General features: G+C 34.9%; 17 protein-coding genes and 2 pseudogenes. 3 read left to right on the forward strand and 16 right to left on the reverse strand.

Going from position 1 to position 23,365, the window contains the following annotated elements; translation table 11 throughout:
- Positions 1 to 216: 216 nt before the first annotated feature.
- Positions 217 to 1,548: an FAD-dependent oxidoreductase gene (locus EEI45_RS08375; protein WP_125164872.1), complete on the forward strand. Its 1,332-nt coding sequence runs from the start codon at positions 217 to 219 to the stop codon at positions 1,546 to 1,548.
- On the opposite strand, the gene EEI45_RS09755 is transcribed toward EEI45_RS08375, so the two are convergent.
- The 5 genes and pseudogenes from EEI45_RS09755 to EEI45_RS08395 all read right to left on the reverse strand — a co-directional run bounded on the left by EEI45_RS09755 (position 1,517) and on the right by EEI45_RS08395 (position 6,838).
- Entirely contained in the window at positions 1,517 to 2,614 is a 1,098-nt protein-coding gene (locus tag EEI45_RS09755; protein WP_228410359.1) for a recombinase zinc beta ribbon domain-containing protein, read from the reverse strand. The two genes, EEI45_RS08375 and EEI45_RS09755, sit on opposite strands and share 32 nt — an antisense overlap.
- A complete protein-coding gene (locus EEI45_RS09760) occupies positions 2,583 to 3,383 on the reverse strand; it encodes a recombinase family protein (protein WP_228410360.1) in 801 nt (266 codons plus the stop codon). The genes EEI45_RS09755 and EEI45_RS09760 overlap by 32 nt, the downstream gene beginning before the upstream one ends.
- A 59-nt stretch (positions 3,384 to 3,442) precedes the next feature.
- Positions 3,443 to 3,586, reverse strand: coding sequence for an SHOCT domain-containing protein (locus EEI45_RS10125; protein ID WP_125164873.1), 144 nt, complete (start codon positions 3,584 to 3,586; stop codon positions 3,443 to 3,445).
- 346 nt (positions 3,587 to 3,932) lie between these two features.
- Positions 3,933 to 5,212 (reverse strand): annotated as a pseudogene (locus EEI45_RS08390) (IS110 family RNA-guided transposase).
- A gap of 693 nt (positions 5,213 to 5,905) precedes the next feature.
- Entirely contained in the window at positions 5,906 to 6,838 is a 933-nt protein-coding gene (locus EEI45_RS08395; RefSeq protein WP_125164874.1) for a site-specific integrase, read from the reverse strand.
- 106 nt (positions 6,839 to 6,944) lie between these two features.
- On the opposite strand from EEI45_RS08395, the gene EEI45_RS08400 reads away from it, so the two are divergent.
- Positions 6,945 to 7,517 carry a restriction endonuclease subunit S gene (locus EEI45_RS08400; RefSeq protein ID WP_125164875.1) on the forward strand — a complete coding sequence of 191 codons (573 nt, stop codon included), beginning with the start codon at positions 6,945 to 6,947 and terminating at the stop codon, positions 7,515 to 7,517.
- Between the two features lie 123 nt (positions 7,518 to 7,640).
- Here EEI45_RS08400 and EEI45_RS09765 read toward each other — a convergent pair whose 3' ends face one another.
- From EEI45_RS09765 to rlmD, 6 genes and pseudogenes are all read right to left on the reverse strand, one after another.
- The gene (locus tag EEI45_RS09765; RefSeq protein ID WP_228410603.1) at positions 7,641 to 8,471 is read right to left on the reverse strand and encodes a type I restriction endonuclease subunit R, EcoR124 family; all 831 of its coding nucleotides are present in this window, start codon (positions 8,469 to 8,471) and stop codon (positions 7,641 to 7,643) included.
- Positions 8,468 to 10,696 (reverse strand): annotated as a pseudogene (locus tag EEI45_RS08405) (type I restriction endonuclease subunit R). Before EEI45_RS08405 ends, EEI45_RS09765 begins: the two are co-directional and overlap by 4 nt.
- Positions 10,668 to 11,300, reverse strand: a complete 633-nt coding sequence (locus tag EEI45_RS08410; RefSeq protein WP_125164876.1) for a restriction endonuclease subunit S — start codon at positions 11,298 to 11,300, stop codon at positions 10,668 to 10,670. Before EEI45_RS08410 ends, EEI45_RS08405 begins: the two are co-directional and overlap by 29 nt.
- Before the next feature lies 1 nt (position 11,301).
- Complete coding sequence (locus tag EEI45_RS08415; protein ID WP_125164877.1) at positions 11,302 to 13,890, reverse strand: type I restriction-modification system subunit M; 2,589 nt, start codon at positions 13,888 to 13,890, stop codon at positions 11,302 to 11,304.
- Positions 13,891 to 13,922: 32 nt separating this feature from the next.
- The gene (locus tag EEI45_RS08420) at positions 13,923 to 14,138 is read right to left on the reverse strand and encodes a helix-turn-helix domain-containing protein (RefSeq protein ID WP_125164878.1); all 216 of its coding nucleotides are present in this window, start codon (positions 14,136 to 14,138) and stop codon (positions 13,923 to 13,925) included.
- A gap of 516 nt (positions 14,139 to 14,654) precedes the next feature.
- A complete protein-coding gene (gene rlmD, locus EEI45_RS08425) occupies positions 14,655 to 16,028 on the reverse strand; it encodes a 23S rRNA (uracil(1939)-C(5))-methyltransferase RlmD (protein ID WP_228410362.1) in 1,374 nt (457 codons plus the stop codon).
- Between the two features lie 120 nt (positions 16,029 to 16,148).
- Between rlmD and tpx the strand changes: the two genes are divergently transcribed.
- Complete coding sequence (gene tpx / locus EEI45_RS08430) at positions 16,149 to 16,637, forward strand: thiol peroxidase (protein WP_125164879.1); 489 nt, start codon at positions 16,149 to 16,151, stop codon at positions 16,635 to 16,637.
- Positions 16,638 to 16,677: 40 nt separating this feature from the next.
- On the opposite strand, the gene EEI45_RS08435 is transcribed toward tpx, so the two are convergent.
- The 5 genes from EEI45_RS08435 to EEI45_RS08455 form a co-directional block, all read right to left on the reverse strand.
- The gene (locus EEI45_RS08435; protein WP_125164880.1) at positions 16,678 to 20,208 is read right to left on the reverse strand and encodes an LPXTG cell wall anchor domain-containing protein; all 3,531 of its coding nucleotides are present in this window, start codon (positions 20,206 to 20,208) and stop codon (positions 16,678 to 16,680) included.
- A 301-nt stretch (positions 20,209 to 20,509) separates the two neighbouring features.
- Positions 20,510 to 20,920: a helix-turn-helix domain-containing protein gene (locus tag EEI45_RS08440; RefSeq protein WP_125164881.1), complete on the reverse strand. Its 411-nt coding sequence runs from the start codon at positions 20,918 to 20,920 to the stop codon at positions 20,510 to 20,512.
- A 64-nt stretch (positions 20,921 to 20,984) separates the two neighbouring features.
- The gene (locus EEI45_RS08445; RefSeq protein WP_125164882.1) at positions 20,985 to 21,548 is read right to left on the reverse strand and encodes a chromate transporter; all 564 of its coding nucleotides are present in this window, start codon (positions 21,546 to 21,548) and stop codon (positions 20,985 to 20,987) included.
- On the reverse strand, positions 21,545 to 22,105 hold the full coding sequence (locus tag EEI45_RS08450) for a chromate transporter (RefSeq protein ID WP_125164883.1): 561 nt from the start codon (positions 22,103 to 22,105) through the stop codon (positions 21,545 to 21,547). Before EEI45_RS08450 ends, EEI45_RS08445 begins: the two co-directional genes overlap by 4 nt.
- Positions 22,106 to 22,192: 87 nt before the next feature.
- Entirely contained in the window at positions 22,193 to 23,296 is a 1,104-nt protein-coding gene (locus EEI45_RS08455; protein ID WP_125164884.1) for a glycosyltransferase family 1 protein, read from the reverse strand.
- Positions 23,297 to 23,365: the final 69 nt, after the last annotated feature.

The following is a 23,365-nucleotide window of genomic DNA, read 5'->3' on the forward strand; positions in this document are numbered from 1 at the left end:
AAATCGATGATGACTATCAACTTTAATCCAGGAAAGATTAGGCGGTAACAATACTGAAGTTTACTAAAAATACCGCATTGGCGCATTGAATCCAATTAAGGTGCGCAAATGATTGGAGTTTTTAGTGGGGAATTTGTTATATTTAGTGTACAAAGTGATTTAAAAGCATCGCAGTTACATGCTCTAAACAGCATAAAAATAGAAAGAAGGCATACAATGAAGAAAGTAAAAAATGTTATTATTGGTTTTGGAAAAGCTGGGAAAACACTCGCTAAACGACTCGCTTCAGAACAAGAAGAAGTCTTCGTTATTGAGACGTCATCGGAAATGTATGGCGGTACCTGCATTAATATTGGGTGCATCCCTTCGAAGTCCTTAATTCATGATAGTGAAACGCATATTCCTTTTACCGATGCAGTTCGTTCAAAAGATCAAACGGTTTCGCTGCTTCGACATAAGAATTATCACATGCTTCAGGACAATCCGCTTATCACGGTTGTAGATGGGACTGCACGTTTTGTTTCAAATACAGTCCTTGAAATCACAAATGACACAACGGAAACGTATCAAATCGAAGCTGAACGGATTTTTATTAATACAGGATCTGTTCCAATTCCACCCCAAGCTTCAATGCTTCAAAACAGTAAATATTTAATCGATTCCACACAGGCCATGAACCTTTCAAAATTACCCGAAGAGTTAATTATTATTGGAGCAGGCTATATTGGTTTGGAGTTTGCTTCGATGTTTAACGCTTATGGTTCCAAGGTAACCATTCTTGATGAAAAAGCGGTTTTCTTGCCTCGGGAAGATCGTGACATCGCCAATGCGATTTACGATGCCTTTACCGATCGGGGAATCGCGATTAATATGGGTGTTTCCTTGAGCGGTGTGGATGACTATCAAGACCATGCATTAGTAAGCTATATCACACAAGACGAACTGCACAGTACTCGTGCCTCGAAGATTCTCGGTGCAATCGGTCGTAAGCAAAATACCGAAAATCTTGGATTAGAACATACCGATATAAACGTTGATGATCGAGGTGCCATTCTTGTCGATTCACACCTTAAAACCAATGTCCCTAATATTTGGGCTTTGGGAGATGTGAAAGGTGGACCTCAGTTTACGTATATTTCTCTCGATGATTTCCGCATTGTGGAAGATGATCTCTTTGGTAATCATCAACGCACAACGGATAATCGAACTACCGTACCTTATACGCTCTTTATCACTCCTCCTCTATCACGAGTTGGCCTTACGGAACAACAAGCCCTTGATCAAAACATTGACATCCAAGTGTTTAAACAACACCTCAGCGCCATTCCTAAAGCACATGTAAGTGGCAATACAACGGGACTCTTTAAAATCATAATTGACCGCACCACAAATCATCTTATCGGTGCCTCACTCTTTGGCATTGAATCCCACGAAATGATTAACTTAATCACACTTGCCATGGATTTAAAACTCGATTATCGTATCTTGCGAGACCGTATTTATACTCACCCTACAATCACTGAGTCATTAAACGATATCTTGAAATAAAAAAAACAGAGTAGAACGCACATAACTGCGTCACACTCTGTTTTTTTGGGGCTACTGTTTGATAAGCAATGCAATGGTTTCCACATGTGGCATCACTAATATAGTAACATGATTTGTCTAAGTGGTTATTAGTATAGGAAGACAATTCAGCAGAGTTTTTCCCTATAGTTTTATTCTTTGCATTTTTTCTAGGAGATTTAAAGTCTTCTCCATTTAATCCATCCTTAAAGCCAGTCTTATATACAAAGGTAAGCTTATATGGATCCACCTTGCCATCATCGTCTATCTCTCCAACAATAACCTTTTCTACTATACTTTCAAATACATACCTGTCAAAGTCTCTTAGGAGTTCTTTTCTTTCCAGCATGGATTTAAAGTCCTTCATCCTACTCTTTATTTTATTGTTGTTTTCTAGGCTGTATTCTAAGGTTTCTTTTTCCTTCTTCTTTTCTAAATACTCCTTTTGGAAAGCTAGGTACTTTTCCTCATATAAACCACCATCTATTTTTTCTTCTAGTCTTAGCTCAACTAAGGCATTTTGCTTATTGTTTATTCTTATTATTTCTCCCTCTAGCTTCTTTATAGTTTTCTCAAGGCTCTTATCATTTAAGCTGGATTCTACTAGTTCTAAGAAGTCTTTGACTATATCCTTATTGTTTGAAGTTAATTGCCTATAACTCTCTAGAAAGGCCTTTTCTATGGCTATTTCCTCTATACCCTTACTATTAGGACAAAACTTTTCCCCCTTCTTAGTTCCAGTTACACATTGCCAAATAACCTTCTTGTATTGGGAATTGCTATGCCAGGTCCTTCTGGATAAATTCGAACCACAGAAGCCACATTCTAATAGGCAGGAAAAAGCATATTCCCTACTGAATTTATCTCTTTTACCATTCTTTGAGCCTACAGTATTTCTATTCTTAGCCCTTTTAAGTCTAATAACTTGAGCTTTATCAAAATCCTCTTCACTTATAATCCCTTCATGGTGGTCCTTTATAAAACTTATCTTCTTCACCAAAGTTCTCCAGTCTTCTTTAATAGGATCTAGAGTAAAGGTCTTTCCCATCAAAGATCTCCTTGTACTTTTCATTCTTTATAATTCCTAGTACAGTAGTTGCTGACCACTTACTAGAGCCTCTAGGAGAGCTGTATCCAAGGTTTTCTAGTTCTCTGCATATTACACTTCCCCCTGCCCCTTCTAAGTATCTCTTGAAGATATATCTTACTATCTGGGCTTCATCTTCATTTATGGATATAGTTTTACTCTCACTATCATAATCATAACCTAGACAACCATGAAAGCCTACTAGTTCCCCTCTTTGCATTTTCATCTTTAAACCTTTCTTAACATTGGCAGAAATATTTTCCACCTCTTGCTGGGCTACAGAACTAAGTATAACTAGGAGTAATTCTCCATCCATAGTTAGAGTGTTAATGTTCTCTTCTTCAAAAAAGACTGCCACATTCATTTCTTTTAATTGCCTTACATACTTAAGAGTATCTAAAGTATTCCTAGCGAATCTGGATATAGACTTGGTGATAATCATGTCTATATCTCCATTCATACAATCATTTATCAGTCTTTGAAAATCTAATCTTTTGTCTATTTGTGTCCCTGTGATAGCTTCATCTGCATATATCACTGCCATAGTCCAATCAGAGTTATCGTTTATTAAATCTGTATAATAGTTTACTTGGGAATGATAACTTTGAAGCTGATCTTCACTATCAGTACTTACTCTACAATAGGCTGCCACTCTTTTTAATTTTATCTCCACACCATTTCTTCTAGCATTTAAAAGTCCTTCACCTTTTATGACTTCAACCTTCTTCATAATCTCACCTCACTTTTGTATTCCTCTATAAAATCCTGTTCTACCGCAACTAGTTAAATTTAGCAGGTCAAATCTGAAGAAATATTATATTTTTCCATAAGAAGTTTTTTAATCTTAAAATATTCCTGCTTGTTTATTAGCTTTTTACTTAATAATTGCCTGATCATGGCAAGCTGAATGCTATATTCTAATATGTCCTTCATCTATTCTTCCCCCTTTAAAATTGTTACCAAGAGTTTCTTTATTCTCATAGGGCTACTTAAGTCCCCCTATATATAACAGTGAAAATATGACCATCTTGATTCGCTATTTTAAAAAAGTTTTTGGAAAGATTAAATAAAAATAGACACAAAAAAAGCGACTAACTTAAGAAAAATTATTCTTAAGTCAATCACCTTGTTTAATATTGATATTTTAAAATAACTTTAATAGACCAACTAAGAAAGTCAAGAGAATTTTTAAAAACAATTCCATTTTTTTAAAAACAAATGTTATTTTAAAAATAGGCACAACAAAAAGATCCACTGAATATATGTGTAATTTTGAAAACTAAGCTGCTTGTTTGTTATTTAGACGAATCATCTTTTGATGGTCATCTGGTGTTCTTAATTCAAATGTTTTTTGATCTCTAAGAACTGCAAAAATAATTTGTACTATCTTTCTCATTACAGCACACATAACAACTTTATAGGGTTTATCTACAATTTTCTTTTCAAAATAATCTCGCATAACAGGGTTTGGATATTTTCTGTTATGATTTGAATATACATTGGCCTTAGCTAACATATGAAGAATTGTACGAACATAAGGGGAGCCTCTTTTTGAAATCTTATTGTTTTTTCTGTTACAGCTTCCACTTTGCGATACACCTGGATCCAGTCCGAAAAAAGCTACCAGCTGTTTAGGTTTAGAGAAGTTTTCAATGTTCCCCATTTCTGATAATAAAACACAGGCTGTATATTCTCCTATGCCAGGAATTGTTTGCAGGAGCTTTACATTGATTTGGAATTGCTCGTCTACAATTGATAGTCTGCTTATCTCATCGTCAATAGCCCTTAAAGCTTCTTTTAAGCTAAAAATAACAGCTATTGTAGTTTGTATAAGAATAGATGTACTAAGGTTAGAAATGCAAATTTCACTTGAGTTTCTAGCAGCTTGATAAAGCTTGTCATATTTCTTAATAGCATAAGATTCGCTTTTATGGGAGATAGTTTTGATTTGATTGATTATCTTTGCCTTATCTAACTCAGGATCTAAAATAGCTGTTACTGTTGGATATTCTGCAAGAATAGTTAAGGCTGTCTTTCCTTGTAGATCAGTGAAAACCTTTCTGAAATCAGGGAAGGATGTATCTAGAAAACCTATTAAACGGTTGATATGCTCAACTATTTCATCAGTCAACTCTTTATGTTGGCGACAAAGTTTTTTGATACTAATAATTATATCTGCATGGGTCTCGGTTTCACTATAATTTTTAAGCCTATAGAGTAGTGCAATATTATATGCATCGGTTTTATCTGACTTTACTTTTCTGATGTTAATATTTTTATAGCATTACTTTGGATTGGATTAATAACAATAATTTTATAATCAAGCTTGCGAAAAAAATTAGCCAATAATTGATGATAATGAGCTGTAGCCTCCATAATAACTACTAGCTGAGTATTATAATCTGTTTCTAACTTTTTAAAAGTTAAATCAATAGATTTCATACCCTCATAATCATTATTGATTTTAGTATGGACAATAATTTCATTTCTTGGTGATAAAATACATATATCACTAAAAGCTTTGCTGATATCAATTCCAGCAACTAATTTGTTTGACATAGTTATTACCTCTTTCTATTTAGGATGCCCTATTATTCTAAAACCACACCAGGCTCACGATTTATCCAGGTAATCAGTAAATGAACCTAAGCACCCGAAAAGATGATAGGTGATAGAATGAGGGTGGAGTCTACTAAAAGAGTTATCCTTTATAGGAACCCAGCAAGCACATAAAACAATCCCATTACATCCCTAGTACTTTCATTATACCATCGATGATTATGTTCATTTTTAGAAACAAGCTTAAAGCTGTTCCTATACTATTAGTATATGAGCAAGCACAGTAAGTGTAGACACACTTACGAGAAAATTGATGAAGTGTACCCTTTTAGGTTCGCTTCATCAATTTTCTACTCTTCCTATCGGAATAATTTAGGGGACACCCCTAATACCCTCTTATAAATAAAAAAGTAATAACTAGAGAGATTTTTCCTCCATCAAGTGAAAACTTGATTTTCCTTTTTTCATTTCTTGCTTCTCCTTTCATTTTTTTGCATTAAAAAATTAAACTCCTTTTATTAAAAAAATAGTTGAAGGATATTTTGAAATAAACCAACTGTTGAAACACTTTTTAATTACGGTGTTCTATTAAATTTTATATTTTAAGTCTATGCCAATTAACTTATCTCCTAATAAAAGATGGTTTTAAAACCATCTTTTATTCATCAACGTAAGCCAACTTATTTTTTATTTTTATGATAGTCCTGCAAGTGTTCGCATTACTAAGTCAACGTCTTTATTTTCTAATTCCTGTATAATATGCAGATATGTTTTCTGAGTTGTATTTATACTGGAATGTCCAAGCCTCCTTGCTACACTTGCTGTGGAAACCCCTGCAAACAAAAGTAAAGAAGCATGGGTATGCCTTAATCCATGAATAGATATAATAGGAACATTACTTTTTTTACAGAGTCTTGCAAGTTTATCATTAATAGTCGAATTATATATTTTTTTATTTTCTTTTATAAATATCGGCTTGTCTTCAGGTAAACCTTTTATAAGTTCAGAAAACTGAATTACAGTCTGCCAATCAATTTGAACCTTGCGTTCTGATGAGCGATTTTTTGTTGGAAGAAAACCACCTTTACCTTTGTAATCCCATGTTTTAGAAATAGACACAGACTGTTGTCTAAAATTAAAGTCATCTGGAGTAAGAGCAAGTGCTTCTGAAAATCTCATTCCAGTTTTTGCAGCCAATAAAATAAAGTAATCCCAATTAACTTCCTCTTTAAGTTCAAGATTAGAAAGTAAAGTCTGGAGCTGAAACTGATTTAAATACTTGATTTTTTTTGCTCCCGGAGTTTTCCCTTTAATAATTGCTTTCCTTGTCGGATCTCTGTCAATCAGTCCTTCATCAACTGCATCAAGAATTGCACCTTTCATTTGATGATGAAAATCCATTGTTGTCTGTCTTTCATGAGTCTTGGCATATTCATTTAAAAGTTTTTGATATTCAATTCTATCAAGTTCTTCAAGTGTAAGTTTTGGTACAAGTCTTGTTATCCATCTATGTGTCATACGATATTTATTCATTGTAACTTCTCTTACTGCTCCATTCTTGTATACATCAATCCATCTTTCATAATAATCGCAGAACAATTCCTTATTTTTATCCTCTTTAGCCATAATTTTATCCCCCTTAACAAAAGATTAGCTTACGATGATGATGGAATTAAAATTAAAGCATCTTTTATATAGGTATTCCCCTGTACAAGAATATAATTATTAGAATTTGAAACTAAATAGAAATATAATAACTGTATCTTGGGAACAGCGTAAGTTGGGGGAGGTTGGAAAAGCAACAGGAGGAACTTCTATTGAATCAGAATTTGTAGCGGGTGGTAAATATAAAGTTATTAGCATAGTCTCATATTCTGAAGATAGCATATACACAGACCAAGGAATTAGAGCCAATGAAACAAAAAAAACATCAAATCGTATTTTAAACAAAGATGATTTAACAATGATACTTAATGATAAGACAACTTCAGGAAATATTATTGGACGTGTACTGCTTATAGACGCTGATGATGCTTATGTTTACAATCAGCGAACTCCAAGAATTGAGGTAAATAAGGATGAATATATACCAGTATTTTTATATCATTATTTGAACGCAACAAATATTCGCTCTAAAGTTATCAATGCATCTCAAGGGAATACTCAGATTTATGTTAATTGGTCTGCTATTAGTGAATTACAATATCTAATGCCTAAGTCTTTATCAGAACAAAAGCAGATTGGTACCTTTTTTAGCAAACTAGACAACCTTATCACCCTTCATCAGCGTCAGTTTTTCTCATGAAAAAGAGTCAGTATATTTCTGACTCTTTTTCGCAAGATTTAATATAAATCATTTTATTCTTCTGTTTTACTGTTTTAACCATCATAACATAAGCTCCAAATTATTCTTCTAACACTTCATGTGCTATTCTTCCTCATAAATATCAAAGCCACCAGTTAAAATAAATTCTCTCAGGAGTTTTGAAATATCCCTATTTACCATAAACATTGGAAGTTTTTTACCACTTTTATTTTCAAGAAGTTCCATATCTAGTCCAATAGCATTATGCAGATCTATAACTTGCTTATTCTTAGCAGATAACTGATATTCTGTAATATAATCTCTAAAAGATTTACCTTCTACAAGGTCTGCTTCCCCTCTCTCTACATCATGTAAAAAAATATTTGCAAACTTTTGTTCTTCCTGAGATAAACTAGCAAATGATTTATGAAGTTCATTAAGAGTCTTTTGGATTTCCTCTGGATCTATATTTTCTTGTCTTAAATCCCTTAAATACTTTTCAAATCTTGAATTCATATAGTTTGTATCTATCTTTCCAGTATCTATCTCTGTAAGATACCCATCTATATCAAAGGGTAAATCTCCATCAGAATCACCAGTTTCAACAAACTCTGATAATTCCTTATATCTCTGAGCCAATGTAAGATAAATGTATTCATCCATTTTAATATTAATTTCTTCACCATCTTCAAAACTATAGAACTTTTTGTCCCAAGTAAATCCCTGGACTTTTCCAGCTTCAAGATATTTATTAAATTCTGAGAAAAGTTTTGCAAACTGCCCTCTTTCCGATAAATCTTCTGGCAATTTTTCAAAATTAGGTATTCCTGCTCTATCAAAAAGATATTCAATATCCCTTGTCAATTCATTCATCTTACTAAGATTAAAAGGTAGATGTTCTACAAATAAATCAACCTCCCTATCACCTGAATAATACTTAACTGCCTCCTCTATATTTTCTCCATCGTATTAGGATAACGATAATATCTTATTACACCAAAGGGTTTATCTGGTCCAAACAATCTATTTGTTCTAGAAAATGCCTGAATAATATTCTCATATTTAAGACCCTTATCCAGATACAAGGTATTTACCCACTTAGAGTCAAAACCTGTAAGCATCTGATCTACAACAATCAAAATATCAATTCTTTATCCTTTTCATTTTCAATACGTTCATAAGGTTTTATGTGAAAGTCTAGAAGATATATCCTTTTTAAATTTATCATGAGTAGAAAGATTAAAATCTTGTCCATATCTCTTATTATAATCTGACATAATCTCTACAAGACCATCTTCTTTAAATAAAGCCCCCTCGCCTTTTCCATTACCATTATTATCAATACTAGAATCAAAAAGAGCTGTAACTTTAAGATCAGGTCTTTCTTTTTTTATTAATCTATAATACTTAATAGCTTCAGGTATTGAGCTTGTAGCAAAAATTCCATGAAATTTTCCATTGTGACTTAAAGTAACCCAATTTTCAAATATATCTCTAACTACCATCTTCCTATGTTCATCTCTATCATACTGGATAGATTTAATCTCATCTTCTATTCCTCTTACATATTTCCCAGCTTCATCTTTATATCCTGCCATAGGTATATCTATCATATATTTTAAATATATAGCTTTCTTTTCTTCATCTTTAAAGGCCTCTTCTTCGCTATCTGCTTTTGACTTTTCAAGAGCCACTGCTTTTCTTAAATCTCTATCTTTATAGGTTGTAATCTTGTATGGATCAAATCCCAATACGTTTTTATCTCTTATTCCATCTGCAATAGTATATCTGTGTAGTTCATCACCAAAAACCGTTGCTGTTGTAGAGTTTTTCTTTTTATTTTTATCATATATAGGTGTTCCTGTAAAACCAAAAAATATTGCATCGGGAAAAGTCTTTTTTATTGTAATAAGCATATCTCCAAAAGTGCTTCTATGTGCCTCATCAATAATAAAAACAATCCTTTTACTATTCATTTCCTCTATATCATGTAAGTTAAGACCATCTTCATCCTCTTCTATTCTAGACATCTTTTGAATAGATGTAACTATAAGAGTATTAGAAGGATCATCACTTTTAAGTTTGTTTATCAAGGTTTTTGTATCTTCTGTTGCCTGAACATCATCTGTATCATCTGCAAAAGCCCTATATTCATAAAGAGATTGGGTACCAAGCTCAACCCTATCCATAAGAAATATAACCTTATCTGCATCTTTAGAATTAGCTATAAGTTGGGCTGACTTGAAACTTGTCATAGTTTTACCACTAACTGTAGTATGCCAAATATAGCCACCACGTTGATTTTTTTCATCCCAATTTATCTTTGAAACTTTATCTGATATTGCATTTGCTGCATAGTACTGATAACTTCTCATAACCTTTAGGATACCATCTGAATCATCTGCTACAGTATAAAAACCTATAAGCTGATGGGCCATAGGAATTGATAAAAGTCTTGCAGCTATATCCTTCCAGTCATTTAATATCTCATTATTAAAATCTGCCCAATGAAAATAAAAGTCCTTATTAAATTTTCCATCAGGACCAGGATTAGCAAAGTATACTGTCTCATCAGGATTCATTGCTACAAATATTTGAACTAAAGAGTAGATTCCTGTAAATATTCCTTCATAAGCATATTTTTCAATTTGATTATAGGCTTGACTAACAGGTATTCCCGATTTTGTAAGTTCTACATGAATAACAGGCATACCATTTATAAGTAGCATGAAATCTCCCCGCCTACTATTTAAGATAGGGGATTTGCTGTTAAAAATTGGCTGCTGGGCTATCTGATATCTACTCTGACCTGCAGCAATCTCATGCCTATCATAAATTTTAAGGCTTACTTCCTTACCATAATGAAGTTTATCATCTGGATTGTCCCTAGTTATAGCAACAGTCCTTCCATTTATAAAAGAATTAAGTTTTAAAGGTGTTCTAAGTGATATAACCTGTTCTAAAATTTGCTCCATTTCAGTTTTAGTAAGAGGAGCATCGTTAAGCCTATCTATTCCTCTATTATTTTCAAATAAAATATTTGCCCAGTTATCTATTAAATCCTCTTCAGTAGGATATTTTAAAACTTCCTCCTCCCATCCCTTTCTTTTAAGTGCAGATATTAATGCTTCTTCAAAGTCTATTTCTGTCTTAAAAATCAATTTTCTGCCTCCTCTCATTCTTTAAAATATAATTTTTATCATTTTTTATAGAAAAACACTTACGCTGATGAAGGGTGATAAGCTTGTCTAGGTTAGAAAAGAAGGTACCAATTTTTTCTTGTTCTTCAATTATTTCAGGCATCATCAACCTCATATTTGCCATTTGCTTTCCAGATACCTCAACAAATGTAGAGCCTGCACCTACTGTTTCACCATACCTTTTTAACTCTTCAGTTCGAGAAAAAATAAAATAGGAATCAAGTTCATTTTTATGTGGAACAATAGACTGAAAGCCTTGATTAGTACATCCTTCTTTGGCTAAAATGGCAGTTTTTCCTATCCCTGCACGTGAAGTAAATAAAACGGTTCCTACAGGCAAAATCTTTGTTGAACTATTTTTAAACCCCTGATCTGTAATCTTTCTTTCACTTGAATTCACGTATATTTGATTATTAATTTCGGCAGGAGAATACCAATCTATTTTGCCATCCCAATAGTCAGGATTTAACGTACTTGGTGTTCCACCACCAACAATGTCTGCCACTTCTCCCAACCTACGCTGTTCCCAAGCTTCATTAAATCCTTTAAACCTAATTGCTGGTTTATTCTTATTCTCTTCCATCTTACTTACCTCCCAGCAAATTTTTTAATTCCTCTAATCCCTTAATATCCAAATCTGATCCAGTAAGCTGATCTATAAATCCTATAAGTTCTTTTTCAGTTTTTTTAATATCTTCTTCTATATCTGCAAAAGTAGTATCATACTTATCAGCTATAGCCTGTATTTTATTAGATAGTTTTTCTAAAACTGATCTAGGAAGTTCTGATATACCTTCTACAACAGGTTTTACCCATTTTATTTTAAGAAGTTCTTCTGCTTCACTTTCACTTAATTTATCAATAGCTTCTTTTGTTAAGGCGTGAAGTTTACTTTCAGCTTCTTTTATATCTTTTTTAAGGGATTTTTCTTCTTGAGAAAGCTCCTTTGTAAGAATAACCTTGTATTCTATACTTTCTTCATCAAAGGAGTCTAAGTTTCCTTCTTTTAGATATTCCTTTGAAAGTTTATTAAGTCCTCCAGCAAGGAAGGCTGTATTGTCATTGTTCAAAGCTTCCCCTAGGTCCTCTTTATCTTCTTCTGAAAATGAATCAAATATCTCCTCTTGCTGGCTTATAAGCTCATTAAGTCTTTCTTCTTTTTCCTTCAATACTTTTGTTTCTTCACTCAAAATTGTATCTTGGACAAGCTCAAATGGAATAATCCTTCCAGTCCAACCTTCTTGAACTTCCACATCTTTACCTTTTTTCTTTCTTGATACCATATTTGGATCAACTTGAGTGATTATAGATTTACCTTCTGTCTTAATCATTTCAAGGTCTTGTGATATTTTTATCCATTCGTCGTCAAGAATTTGGTATGCCTCATATTCATCTATAAGGGGAATATCTTCCATTCTTTTAAATATTTCTTCTGTTAAGAGAGTTGTTTCTCTAGAAATATTAAGTTTTTCCATATCTTTTATAAGTTTATTTTCCATAATTTCTTTAAAACCATCAAAAGAATTTCTGTAATTTTCTTTAAAGGTTTTTATATCTGGGTGATTTTTTATTGTATTATTTACAACTTCAGATTTAAGCTGAAAATGTTCTGAACTTTCCTCTATAAATAGATCCTCTTTTAAATTAGGAAAGGCTTTCCAATAATCTGATAGTTCTTCAATTTCATTTTTAGGAATTCCCCCAAACATTGAAGCATATATATCATAAGTTTCAGGTGTTTCTGATGAATCTACATATCTTGGGATGTTAAGGTTATAATCATTTTTCCTTATTTCTTCTCTTGATACTTTTCTAGAATATTTTTCTATATCTCGCCTATATTTTACAGTGTCTACAATTCTTCTTATATCTGAAGCTCGTAACTTATTATTTTTTCCTTCTTTTACAAAACCTTTAGAAGCATCTATTATAAGTAGATCTGTGGTTTCTCTTTTCTGCTTTAAAACCATAATTATTGTTGGTATGCCTGTACCAAAAAATATATTTGCAGGTAGTCCAATAATAGTATCTATATGATTATTTTCAATTAAATTTTTTCTTATCGTTCCTTCTTCCCCACCTCTAAAAAGCCCACCATGTGGAAGTACAATAGTCATAATCCCATCAGGCTTTATGTGATAAAGATCATGAAGTAAAAATGCATAGTCTGCCTTTGTCCTAGGTGCAAGTCCAAATCTTGAATATCTGGCATCATTTTCCTTATCTTCAGGGTTCCAACGCTGGGAGTATGGTGGATTTGATACAACAGCATCTACATATAGTGGATCATATGTAGCTACTGGATCATTTTCATCAAAATAAGGCCAATCATCTTCAAGAGTATCTCCATTTCTTGTGACAATATTTGATGGCAATATTCCTCGCATAATCAAATTCATTCTTGTTAGGTTATATGTATTCTGTTTAAGTTCTTGAGCATAGTATTTAATATTATCCTTATCATCCATATATTTAGCTACTGATTTACCAATATTTATAAGTAAACTTCCACTACCACTTGTACTGTCATATATTTGGATTGATTCTCTATCTTTTAAATGTTCTACTACAATCTCACTCATAAGAAGTGATACTTCATGAGGAGTGTAAAACTCTCCTGCCTTCTTCCCAGCATTTGCTGCAAAGTTTCCAATAAGAAATTCATAAATATATCCTAGAACATCATAGTCCTGGTTGCCATCGATAGGAATATCTTTTATAAGTTGAATTAAGTCCCTTATAGCCTTTGTTTGCTGTCCTGATGTTGTTCCAAGGTTTGATAACCCTGTTTCTAGTGTGTCAAAAATTCCCTCAAAAAGTTCCTTATAGTTTTTATCTATAAGACGGTTAAAGGCTGAAAGTCCGTCCCTTACATTTGATACATCAAAATCTTTCCCCATTTCTAGCCAAGTGGAAAAAAGATTGTCATATGATATGAAATATCCTATTTTAGATTGGACCCATTCTACTGTTTCAACATCTTCTTCATTTAAATATTCTTTCATATCTTCTTTAGCCATATCCTGACTTTCCATAAATCTAACTTCTTTATCCGATAAAAATTTATAAAATATAAAACCTAGGATATAATCCTTATATTCATTTGCTTCTATTTTGGAACGCATTTTATTAGCTGATTCCCATATTTTATTAGCCAACTCTTGTTTGTTCATCTACTTTTAACTCCTCCATGTCCTATAAAATTCTATTTATTATCTTTATCATCTACAAATTCAATAACTTCATTAGGTGTTAAATCAAGGGCAACACAGACCTTTTCAAGGTTCTTTAAATGGATTGCCCGATTTTTTCCCATCTTCGCCATAACATTAGTTGAAATATCAGCTATCTCAATAACTTCTGTTTTATTAAGTCCTTTTTTAGCCATTGCTACCCATAAGGGTCTATAACTTAATGCCATATAAACACCTCCTAGTTTGCTCTTATATAAATTAATTTTATCATTTTAATTGACTTTAAGCCATTTATCTTTGCTATTAGCATTGATAATATTGTAATTCCATTATTTTATAACCTAATACTGTAAATCACCGTTTCAGCGTATTTCCAATTTTAAAATCCAGGTTCATTTTTATCTTCTTCACTAAAATCAATATAACTCTATCAATCTAACTAATCTCTATATAGTTAGATTGTCATTTTGATAAGTCTAGACTTTTCTTTTTTACCATTCTTGAATTATCAAAATCGCCATTCTTGACTTGTCCTTTTGACAAGTCTGAAAGTATAAATGCAAAAATCAGCAAGTTTTTTATCCTTGCTGATTCTCACTATTGTCCTTATTTTCTTGTGTCTCCACTAACTAGGTCACCCACCACTGAAACATTAAAATACTTTTTTAGCACTTTTTTCTTAAAATTATGCTCATCTTCTTCGAAGGCAAAATAGTCATGAAATAGCTTGAATCTCAGGATTTCTACGAAATTTCCCTTTGTAGTAACGCAATGCACTCCACATGTGTGGTTTGAGGGAACATATCGACCGGTTGGACTTTTTCCAATCGATAACCACCGTCGATAAACATTCTTAAGTCTTTCGCAAGTGAAATCGGATTGCAACTTACGTAAACAATACGACGCGGATGTGATGTCAATGCGGCTTCAATAAATACAGGATCAAGCCCCTTACGTGGGGGATCCACCACCAACACATCAATTTCAATGCCTTGCTTAACCCATGCAGGCATAATTTTTTCAGCTTCACCCGCCTCAAACTGCACATTCTCAATGTGATTGAGTTTCGCGTTTTCTTTCGCCATAGTAATTGCATCTTCGACAATCTCAACACCATAAACAAACTTCGCTTTATCGGCAAGGTTTAAGGTAATCGATCCAATTCCACAATAAGCATCTACGACAACATCATCGTTTGTAACTTCTGCCATTTCAATGGCTTGTTGATAAAGAAGTTCCGTTTGTTTTGTGTTGATTTGGAAAAAGGACTTCGAAGAAATCTTAAATGTTTTTCCTAAAAGTTGATCCTGATAAATATCTTCTCCATAAAGAACGTTCTGTTCTCTTCCCAAAATAACATTTGTTTGTTTTGGATTAATATTTTGAACGATACTGACCGTTTTGGGTAAAGCTTCCACAATGGCATTCACAATTTCTTTTTCGAAAGGAAGTTTTGAACCATTTGTTACCAAAACCACCATTAATTCTTGCGTGTAATGGCCTTGACGCACCATAATATTTCGAATTAATCCGGTGTGATTTGTTTCATCATAGGCTGTAATTTTATATTGACGAAGTAAATCCCGAATCACTAAGATTGCTTTGTCCAAAGCTTCTTCTTGAATATAGTAATCTTCGATTGAAATAAGATCATGAGTTCCACGCTTAAAGAATCCTGTCTCTATGACACCGTTAACGGATTGGACCGGTATGGTTGCTTTATTACGGTAGTGCCATGGATTTTTCATTCCAAGTGTTGGTAGAACCGGAACACCATCAAGATTAATTACACGACCTAAGGTTGCCTTAACTTGATTTTTTTTAAACTCACATTGAAGGTCATATGCCATGTGTTGAAGGGGCATGGTTCCAATGCGTGTTCCGACTTTATCAACCAACTCTACACGTTTGGGTGATGGATTTTCAATGCTTAATATACGTCCGTAAGCATAGCGTTTGGTCACCTTCGTGACCCTTAGAGTAATGATTTCCCCTGGAATTGAATTTTCCACAAAAATTGGAAATCCTTCTTTTTTAACCACACCAAATCCTTCAAATGTGAGGTCCATTACTTCCAGTGTTAATTGTTCGTTTTTTATTACAGGTATTTTCTTCATATCCATCACCTTTTCTTCCTTTAAGAATAGCATAAATCCGGGCCATTGACACGACTTAAAGCATACAAGATGCAACCATCCTCCTTTAATTCTATAATAGGTATAAGGAGCGTGATTAATATGGAAATAACAAAAAAAGGTGTTCCAACCGCTTTAGCAGGATCTCAACCTGTTGTTGGAGAAAAAGCACCGACATTTAAACTTAAAAATTTAGAGGACGTTTATGTAGGAACGGATACACTCGCCGGAAACGTTGTATTGCTGAGTGTCTTCCCAGACATCAACACGCGTATCTGTGATTTACAGACGCGTCATTTCTTCCAAGTTGCGAGCGAACTTGACGATGTAACGATTGTGAATATTTCAAATAATACCAAGGAAGAATTTGCTTCTTGGTGTGCAACGAATGGCATTGATAGTGAGATGTTGCGTGATGAGGATCATGCATTTGCCGATGCTTATGGTATTTGGATTCCGGAATTTGAAGTGCTGGCACGATCTATATTTGTGATTGATCGCAAGGGCATGCTTGTTTATTCTGAGATTGTTCCCGAAATGGCACAAGAACCCAATTACGAAGCAGCAATTGCTGCCGCAAAAAATATTTAATAAAGAAAAACGAACATGAATCCACATGTTCGTTTTTTCTTTATTTTTTCTTCTTTGAGAACCAGTAGAAGATGCCTCCTATGAGGACAACTCCAATTCCCACATAAAGTGCAGTTTGAGTTGGCGTAACACCTGTTCCTGGTAATTTACCACCTGGTTTCTCTGCTTCTTTTTCTAAGATAGTAATGGGAAGCTCTGTTTTTTCACCTTTTTTATTCGTATAGGTGATGGTTGTTGTTCCTGCTTTGAGTGCAGTAAAGGTTGCAGGACTGTTGAAGGTTGCAGAGAAGAATACTTCATCGTATACCCATCCTTCGCCTTTTTCTTGGTCATCGTTGCTTGGTGTTAATACGAAAACATCGCCAACCCGAACTTTATCAGGTAATCCTGTAAGTTTTAAAGTTACTTTGGGACCCGGTTTTGGTTCTGGTTCTGGTTCCGGCTGTTTAACCTCAATATCCATCGTATCACCTAAGTATTTGGTGAAAATTCCATTGGTCACATAGCGATAATCATCTTTTTGATGTGCTTTGTTTGTAATCGAGTTTGCGAAGATTAGAAGATCATGTGTATCATTTTTAAGCTCGATGGCCTGAATTGAATTTTTATAAGTGTCAATATGATCTTGTGACATAAAACCTTCAATGGGTTCATCATCAGTCGTTTTAATAAGTACTGTTGATCCTTCAGGTGCTTTCACGATACTGTTTCCACCGTGCCCGTACATAATATAATCATTTTCTTGAGCATATTTTAATGTTATATAACTGGATTCAGGATACGTAACCGTTGTGAGGGCATCAAAGCTCATATCATAATTCGCTTCAATTTCGAGCCCCATTTTTTCAAGTGAATCCAACGCGTATCCACCATATCCAATATAGGATTTTCCAGCATTTACGGCATTCCGTTCATCCTCTCGTAATGGACGGTTCCCAATCACAATATCTGCTACGTCAAGATCCTGGGTTAAATCAAATCCAAGTTCTTGTCCCCAAACATAATAATCCCAGTTGAGGTTTGTATTGAGTCGATTTGTATAATTTGTATGACCGTAAGGCTCACCCGTGTCTTTTTTCACCGAGAATGTTGGTGCAGCACCCGGCACATAAAGCAGTGCGGATTTTGTGATAACTTGTGCCTTAGGCATTGTATTGGTTCGCGTTGCTTGAAGAATATAATCGTCTTCAATCAAATCAAAGGTTGCTTCAGACATTACAAAGTCTCCACGATAATCGCCATCGGTTATAAACCCAACTGCTTCTTCAGATTTAAGTAATGCATTTATGGCTTGGATTGAAGCGACACTGTTATTGGAAACAATCACAATTTCACCCTTACCATCAACATGCGTTGTGGTTTCAGGTGCTGCATCAAGCCATGTAAATTCTGCGCTTTCGAAGGCACCAACTTGGGTGATCACATCCATATCAAAGCCACGTAGCTCTGAGAATGCGGTGAGCGGTTCTGAATAGAGGTCGGTCCAATTTTTAATAACGATGTTGTTGTAGAGTGCTGCATTGGCCATATTTCGTTTTGCCTGATGCAAATCAACAATCATGGTTCCTTTAGGATTCGTGATGCCCTTAACGTCTATCTCATTTCCTAACACTTTTACCTTAACATCATTACGTAAAAGATATTCCATCATCTCGGATGCTGCGTGTAAGTTTTTTTGCATTGCCGGTTCCATTGGAATAACATAATACTCAGGGAAGAAGTTATTATTTTCTTCATAACGGGCACGGAAGATATCTGCTTCTGCACCTTTTTCATCTTGTTGATTTACGTAGTATGGGCGAATTTCATCGGCATCAATATTCTTATGACCTCGGTCCCAACCTTTCAATTGGTTGGTATAAAATGCTTTTTTATGCATTCCCACATAACGTCCATTGTTGAGTAGTGCATACTTAACTGCTTGCGTCGCATCCTCATTTCCATATGGAACTTCAACGGTATAAGCAACGACACCGTGAAGCATCGAATATTGGGGTGTATAACTTGAAGACATATCGTCAAACGGTTCCCATTCATAGCCACCTTTATCGCTTGCTTTTAAATAATCACGCATCGGCATTTGGAAACTGTTAATTGATTTATTATTTGTAATCGCAACACCCCCAAACTCTTCCCCTTGTGCGAGTGCATTCTCAATAAACAAATCATACTCCACGTTTGGCTCATGGGTTGGTGAGCAAGGTTCAATTTGGAATTGATTATAGAAACCATGAATTTCATAAAGGTTCACAGGATTCCACGTTGAAATAAGACGCGCCATGGCTTGTGTTTCTGGTTGTGTTTGGTAAGTGTTATCACGATTTAAATCGAACCCATTACCATTTGTTCGAACATTTGTTGCGGCTGCATCCGCATTTTCTGCAGGCACAACGATAAAGAACACATCCTCGAGCATCGTTTTAATGTTTAAGTCTACTTGCTCCATTTCATAAAATTTCGCAAGTTGTTCTTCACTTAAATTTGCAGCTGCATCGGTACTGTTAGGATGTTCTTCACTTTGAACGCCATTCCGGATATAACCCACTCCGGTGACATCATTTGCAATGAGTTCAGACCACTTAATACCTCTGCTTGCTTTTTCTGCCTCGACTTGTGCTTTTCCTTCAGACGTTAATCCACTAATACGACGGTATTCAACACTTCCATCAGCATTCTCGATCATCACGGATAAAAATTCCATAATCGCATCAATTCCCGGATTTTCATCGGAGTGAATGTTATTGTAGAGAATTGGAACTTTATAATCAATTGATCCCGATTCAATATCTTGAATCACAGATTGTGGATCCGCCTCTGCGCGTTCATTTAACGCAAGGTGATTCGACAGCGTCTCAGCCGTATCCGCAATAAAGATTGCATTCATCGGTCTTCCCATTGCCGTACGTCCCAATTCGCGAACTTCCGCATGAATTCCCTTGGATAATGCGAGTGCTGCAAGATCTGCAAGACGTTGATCGATTTCATTATAAAGTGTGTAGCTATTATAAGGTTTAAAGGACACGGGCGTTGTTGCCAATACCTGTTCCCCTTCCACCAGTTTTAAATCATAGGTCCCTGTGTAATCAAGAAGTGCATTACGGATTAAGGCGCGATCACGACCATCAATTCCATTCACACCAAACATCAGCACATTCTTAAACGTTAACTGCAATCCTCCAGGAATGACTTCCGTTTTTATATCTTTAAATAGAGTATCGCCTGCAGTGGTAAAATTAGTTTTAAAGACAGTCCATTCATTCAAAGGTCCACCCAAATACTGATAAGGGAAATCCTCCTCATTTTGACCCCCTTCATCCCGCGTCAAAGTCCAAGACGCATTCTCAGCCAAAACTTTAAGTTCCTCAGGCGTTTTCCCCTCAAACATTACTGTCGCTTTATATTCTTTTGACTCTGTCATGGAAATGACTTCAGACTCACCCGTAGTATTTATAAAATCAATGACCGGTTGAGTATCACTATAAATTGGACGCGCATGACTGAATACCAGTCCAATCGATAGTACAAATATGGTTAAGCATTTTAGGATTCTATGTTCATTTCTTTTGTCCATTTTTTTCTCCTCATAGTATTAATAAAAATATACGAACATCCAATACTTAAACCGCTACAATCCCCCTTCCTTTACTTTTAATATTTTTGTGAGTTCACGGACTCACGCTAAGCATATTGTAATCAATTTTATTGGGTGTTGTAGGACATTTATAACGACTTTTTATGTATAAACGGTTGCACTTTTAGGGAAACTTTTTATTGAAATGGCAAGATATCAAAGCCTTCGTCCCAAATTACGCAGCCATTCATAAAAACCGTGCAATTTTGTATTAAAAATAAAAAAAATGATTGAAATCCAATCATTTTTTATTTTTGAGAAAATTCATACCATATTCGATTGATTCACAGACTTCTTTGGTAAAGGCAGCCACAAAAATGCAACCCATATAAATAAAAATCAACCCCGTAAAATCGTCTAGAAAAAATACAGCGAGCATCATTATTATTTGTGCTCCGATAACCAACACTTCTTCAAAGCGTTCTTTATTGATCATCAACACGTGATTATCTTCGGTCTCAGACTTCAATAAGTCATCCACACGCACACCATAATACTTCGCAATTTGAAGCAGCATATTCGCATCGGGGTAACGTTTCCCTTGTTCCCAATTTGAGACAGCTTGGCGTGAAACGTTTAAGGCCTTCGCAACCGTATCTTGTGTAAGCGATCGTTTTTCTCGTAATCGTTTTAAATTATCATTAAGTTTCATAAAGCCTCCTCTAACTCACATTCTAAAGTAGCTTCACCGAATCGTAAAGACACATTTTGTTGCATCAAAGTTTTTCAAGGACCATAACACCAATTCCCAAAAGTCCCGTCAAAACAATAATCTTCGTAGGATCTAACTTAAATTTTCGTAAACCAAGGGTTGCGAATACAAATAGAATACCGTTTGAAACATCAAAATGACTTATATCGCGGAGACCTTCACCAAAAAACGCAGTAATAAGGATTGTAAGCCCCGCTGAAGCAATTAAAGCCACCACGGTAGGTCTTAGTCCATCCAAAACATTTTGAATGATGGTGATATCACTAAACTTGTAATAGATTGTCGCAAGAAGAAGGACAATTACAATTGAAGGAAAAACATTACCTAAGGTGGCCGCAACGGCACCTGGAATCCCTGCTACCCTTAATCCAACAAACGTAGCTGCATTCAACGCAATGGGTCCAGGGGTCATTTGCGATATTGTAATTAAATCCGTAAACTCGGTCATCGTAAGCCAACCATGACCGACGACCACTTGACTTTGAATGGGTGCAAGCGCTGCATAACCACCGCCAAAACTTACCAAACCAATTTGCATAAAAGAAATAAAAAGTTCCCAAAGAATCATTGTGACTCCTCTATCTTTCCACCTCGAGACAATGCCCCAACAATCCCTGCCGCAAGGATAATATAAAGGACATTAATCTTAAGGAAATATGCAGCAATAAATGACGTAACCATTATCACGATTGGTAAGGTTCGTTTAAGATTAAATACCTGCCGTGCCATCGTCATAACCACATCCACAATCACTGCCGCAACGCCCGCTTGCATCCCATGAAGTGCTGCATTCACAAACACATTGGATTTAAACTCCGCATAAAATTGAGAAATTATTGTGAGGAGAAATAAAGGTGGTAAAATGGTGCCGAGAATGGAAAATATCGCGCCCATAACCCCATCAACTTTATATCCAACTAAAATGGATGCATTCACCGCTAAAGATCCTGGAGAGGATTGCGCAAGTGCCATCAAATCCATCATTTCATCCTCATCAATCCAGCCTAATTCTTCCACAAATTTCGTTCGCATTAATGGGATGATAACATAACCACCCCCAAACGTAAATGCACTTAAGTGAAACGATGATTTAAACAATTTCCAATATACCTCTGATTTTTTCATAATTCACGACCTTCCACTGTTTACTATTCTATCGCGTATCTTTTCAAGATTGCAAATGCGAAAAAAAGAGCGTAACTCACGCTCTAATTATTTAACTAAATTTTCATAGATATCTTCCAGTTTTTGAACATTTATCCGCTCGTCAAACCCTTTTTCAATTAATTGTTCCCGAGTACTTCGACGCTCATAGTCTAGATGTCCCACAATATAATCAGCCCACTCATGGGGATTATCTATGGGTAGAAAATGAAAATGATCTGTGAGAGCACTTTGACGATCAATTGTATCGGATGCAAAGCATAAGAGTCCTGCCGCTTGAGCCTCTACCAGCACATATGGCAACCCTTCAAAAACGGAAGGGAGCAAAAAGACATCGAGAACTTGTAAAACATCCGGAATATCATCCCTTAATCCAAGGAACTTAACATGATCTTCAATTCCAAAATTTTTCACTTGCAATTTCACATCGTCAAACAACTCCCCTTCGCCTGCTAGTGCTAAGATTGCATTGGGTTTTGTTTTCACGACTTCATTAAACACTTCAATCAGAAATTTATGATTTTTTTGGAAGTTAAAACGACCGATATGACCAAATACCAATTGGTCATCCAAATTCAATGCTTTACGTAATCGTTTTCGTTTCGTTTCATTATACTCGTATTGTTCAAGATCAATTCCGTTATTCATAATTGTATATTCTAAATTAGGGTAGAGAAAATCGCCTGCTTCTTTTGAACACGCTAAAAGCACATCCGCATAATCAGGAATCTTCTTCATCAATTGATCCTTATATTTGATTAATAGAACATTGTCAACAAAATGACGACTCCCATGGGAATGTGAAATCATATAGGGAATTCCAATCTTACGAGCAGCTTGGAATATGAGTGGATTCAGTGCGTTCATATGACTGTGAATAATATCATATTGCTCTTTTTCTAACATTTTTAGAATTGTTTTACGTGAAGGATGTTTCCCAAAAAAATCATGGGGGGTTAATGGAATTCTAAAAATTTTACCCCCATGCGTAATGACTTCCTTATCGTAATAACCTTCCTTGCATCCAAAAACAAGAAAATCAATATGAACTTTTTTTGGATCAATATTTCGAAATACACTCATCATATATGCTTCAGTACCCGCTTTTTCAAGCGTTCCACCGTGGGCAAATAATACTTTAATTGGTTTCATAGACACCTCGAAAATAATCGTATCATTTAAAAATTACGATTGCAATGACCACAAAATACCACTTGACTG

This window comes from Erysipelothrix piscisicarius (assembly GCF_003931795.1).
GTDB lineage: Bacteria > Bacillota_I > Bacilli_A > Erysipelotrichales > Erysipelotrichaceae > Erysipelothrix > Erysipelothrix piscisicarius.

Excerpts from the sequence above, each read along its gene's own strand:
- EEI45_RS08375 (WP_125164872.1), top strand. The coding sequence starts at position 217 with ATGAAGAAAGTAAAAAATGTTATTATTGGTTTTGGAAAAGCTGGGAAA.
- EEI45_RS09755 (WP_228410359.1), bottom strand. The coding sequence starts at position 2,614 with ATGGGAAAGACCTTTACTCTAGATCCTATTAAAGAAGACTGGAGAACT.
- EEI45_RS09760 (WP_228410360.1), bottom strand. The coding sequence starts at position 3,383 with ATGAAGAAGGTTGAAGTCATAAAAGGTGAAGGACTTTTAAATGCTAGA.
- EEI45_RS10125 (WP_125164873.1), bottom strand. The coding sequence starts at position 3,586 with ATGAAGGACATATTAGAATATAGCATTCAGCTTGCCATGATCAGGCAA.
- EEI45_RS08395 (WP_125164874.1), bottom strand. The coding sequence starts at position 6,838 with ATGGCTAAAGAGGATAAAAATAAGGAATTGTTCTGCGATTATTATGAA.
- EEI45_RS08410 (WP_125164876.1), bottom strand. The coding sequence starts at position 11,300 with ATGGAAGAGAATAAGAATAAACCAGCAATTAGGTTTAAAGGATTTAAT.
- EEI45_RS08415 (WP_125164877.1), bottom strand. The coding sequence starts at position 13,890 with ATGAACAAACAAGAGTTGGCTAATAAAATATGGGAATCAGCTAATAAA.
- EEI45_RS08420 (WP_125164878.1), bottom strand. The coding sequence starts at position 14,138 with ATGGCATTAAGTTATAGACCCTTATGGGTAGCAATGGCTAAAAAAGGA.
- rlmD (WP_228410362.1), bottom strand. The coding sequence starts at position 16,028 with ATGAAGAAAATACCTGTAATAAAAAACGAACAATTAACACTGGAAGTA.
- tpx (WP_125164879.1), top strand. The coding sequence starts at position 16,149 with ATGGAAATAACAAAAAAAGGTGTTCCAACCGCTTTAGCAGGATCTCAA.
- EEI45_RS08435 (WP_125164880.1), bottom strand. The coding sequence starts at position 20,208 with ATGGACAAAAGAAATGAACATAGAATCCTAAAATGCTTAACCATATTT.
- EEI45_RS08440 (WP_125164881.1), bottom strand. The coding sequence starts at position 20,920 with ATGAAACTTAATGATAATTTAAAACGATTACGAGAAAAACGATCGCTT.
- EEI45_RS08445 (WP_125164882.1), bottom strand. The coding sequence starts at position 21,548 with ATGATTCTTTGGGAACTTTTTATTTCTTTTATGCAAATTGGTTTGGTA.
- EEI45_RS08450 (WP_125164883.1), bottom strand. The coding sequence starts at position 22,105 with ATGAAAAAATCAGAGGTATATTGGAAATTGTTTAAATCATCGTTTCAC.
- EEI45_RS08455 (WP_125164884.1), bottom strand. The coding sequence starts at position 23,296 with ATGAAACCAATTAAAGTATTATTTGCCCACGGTGGAACGCTTGAAAAA.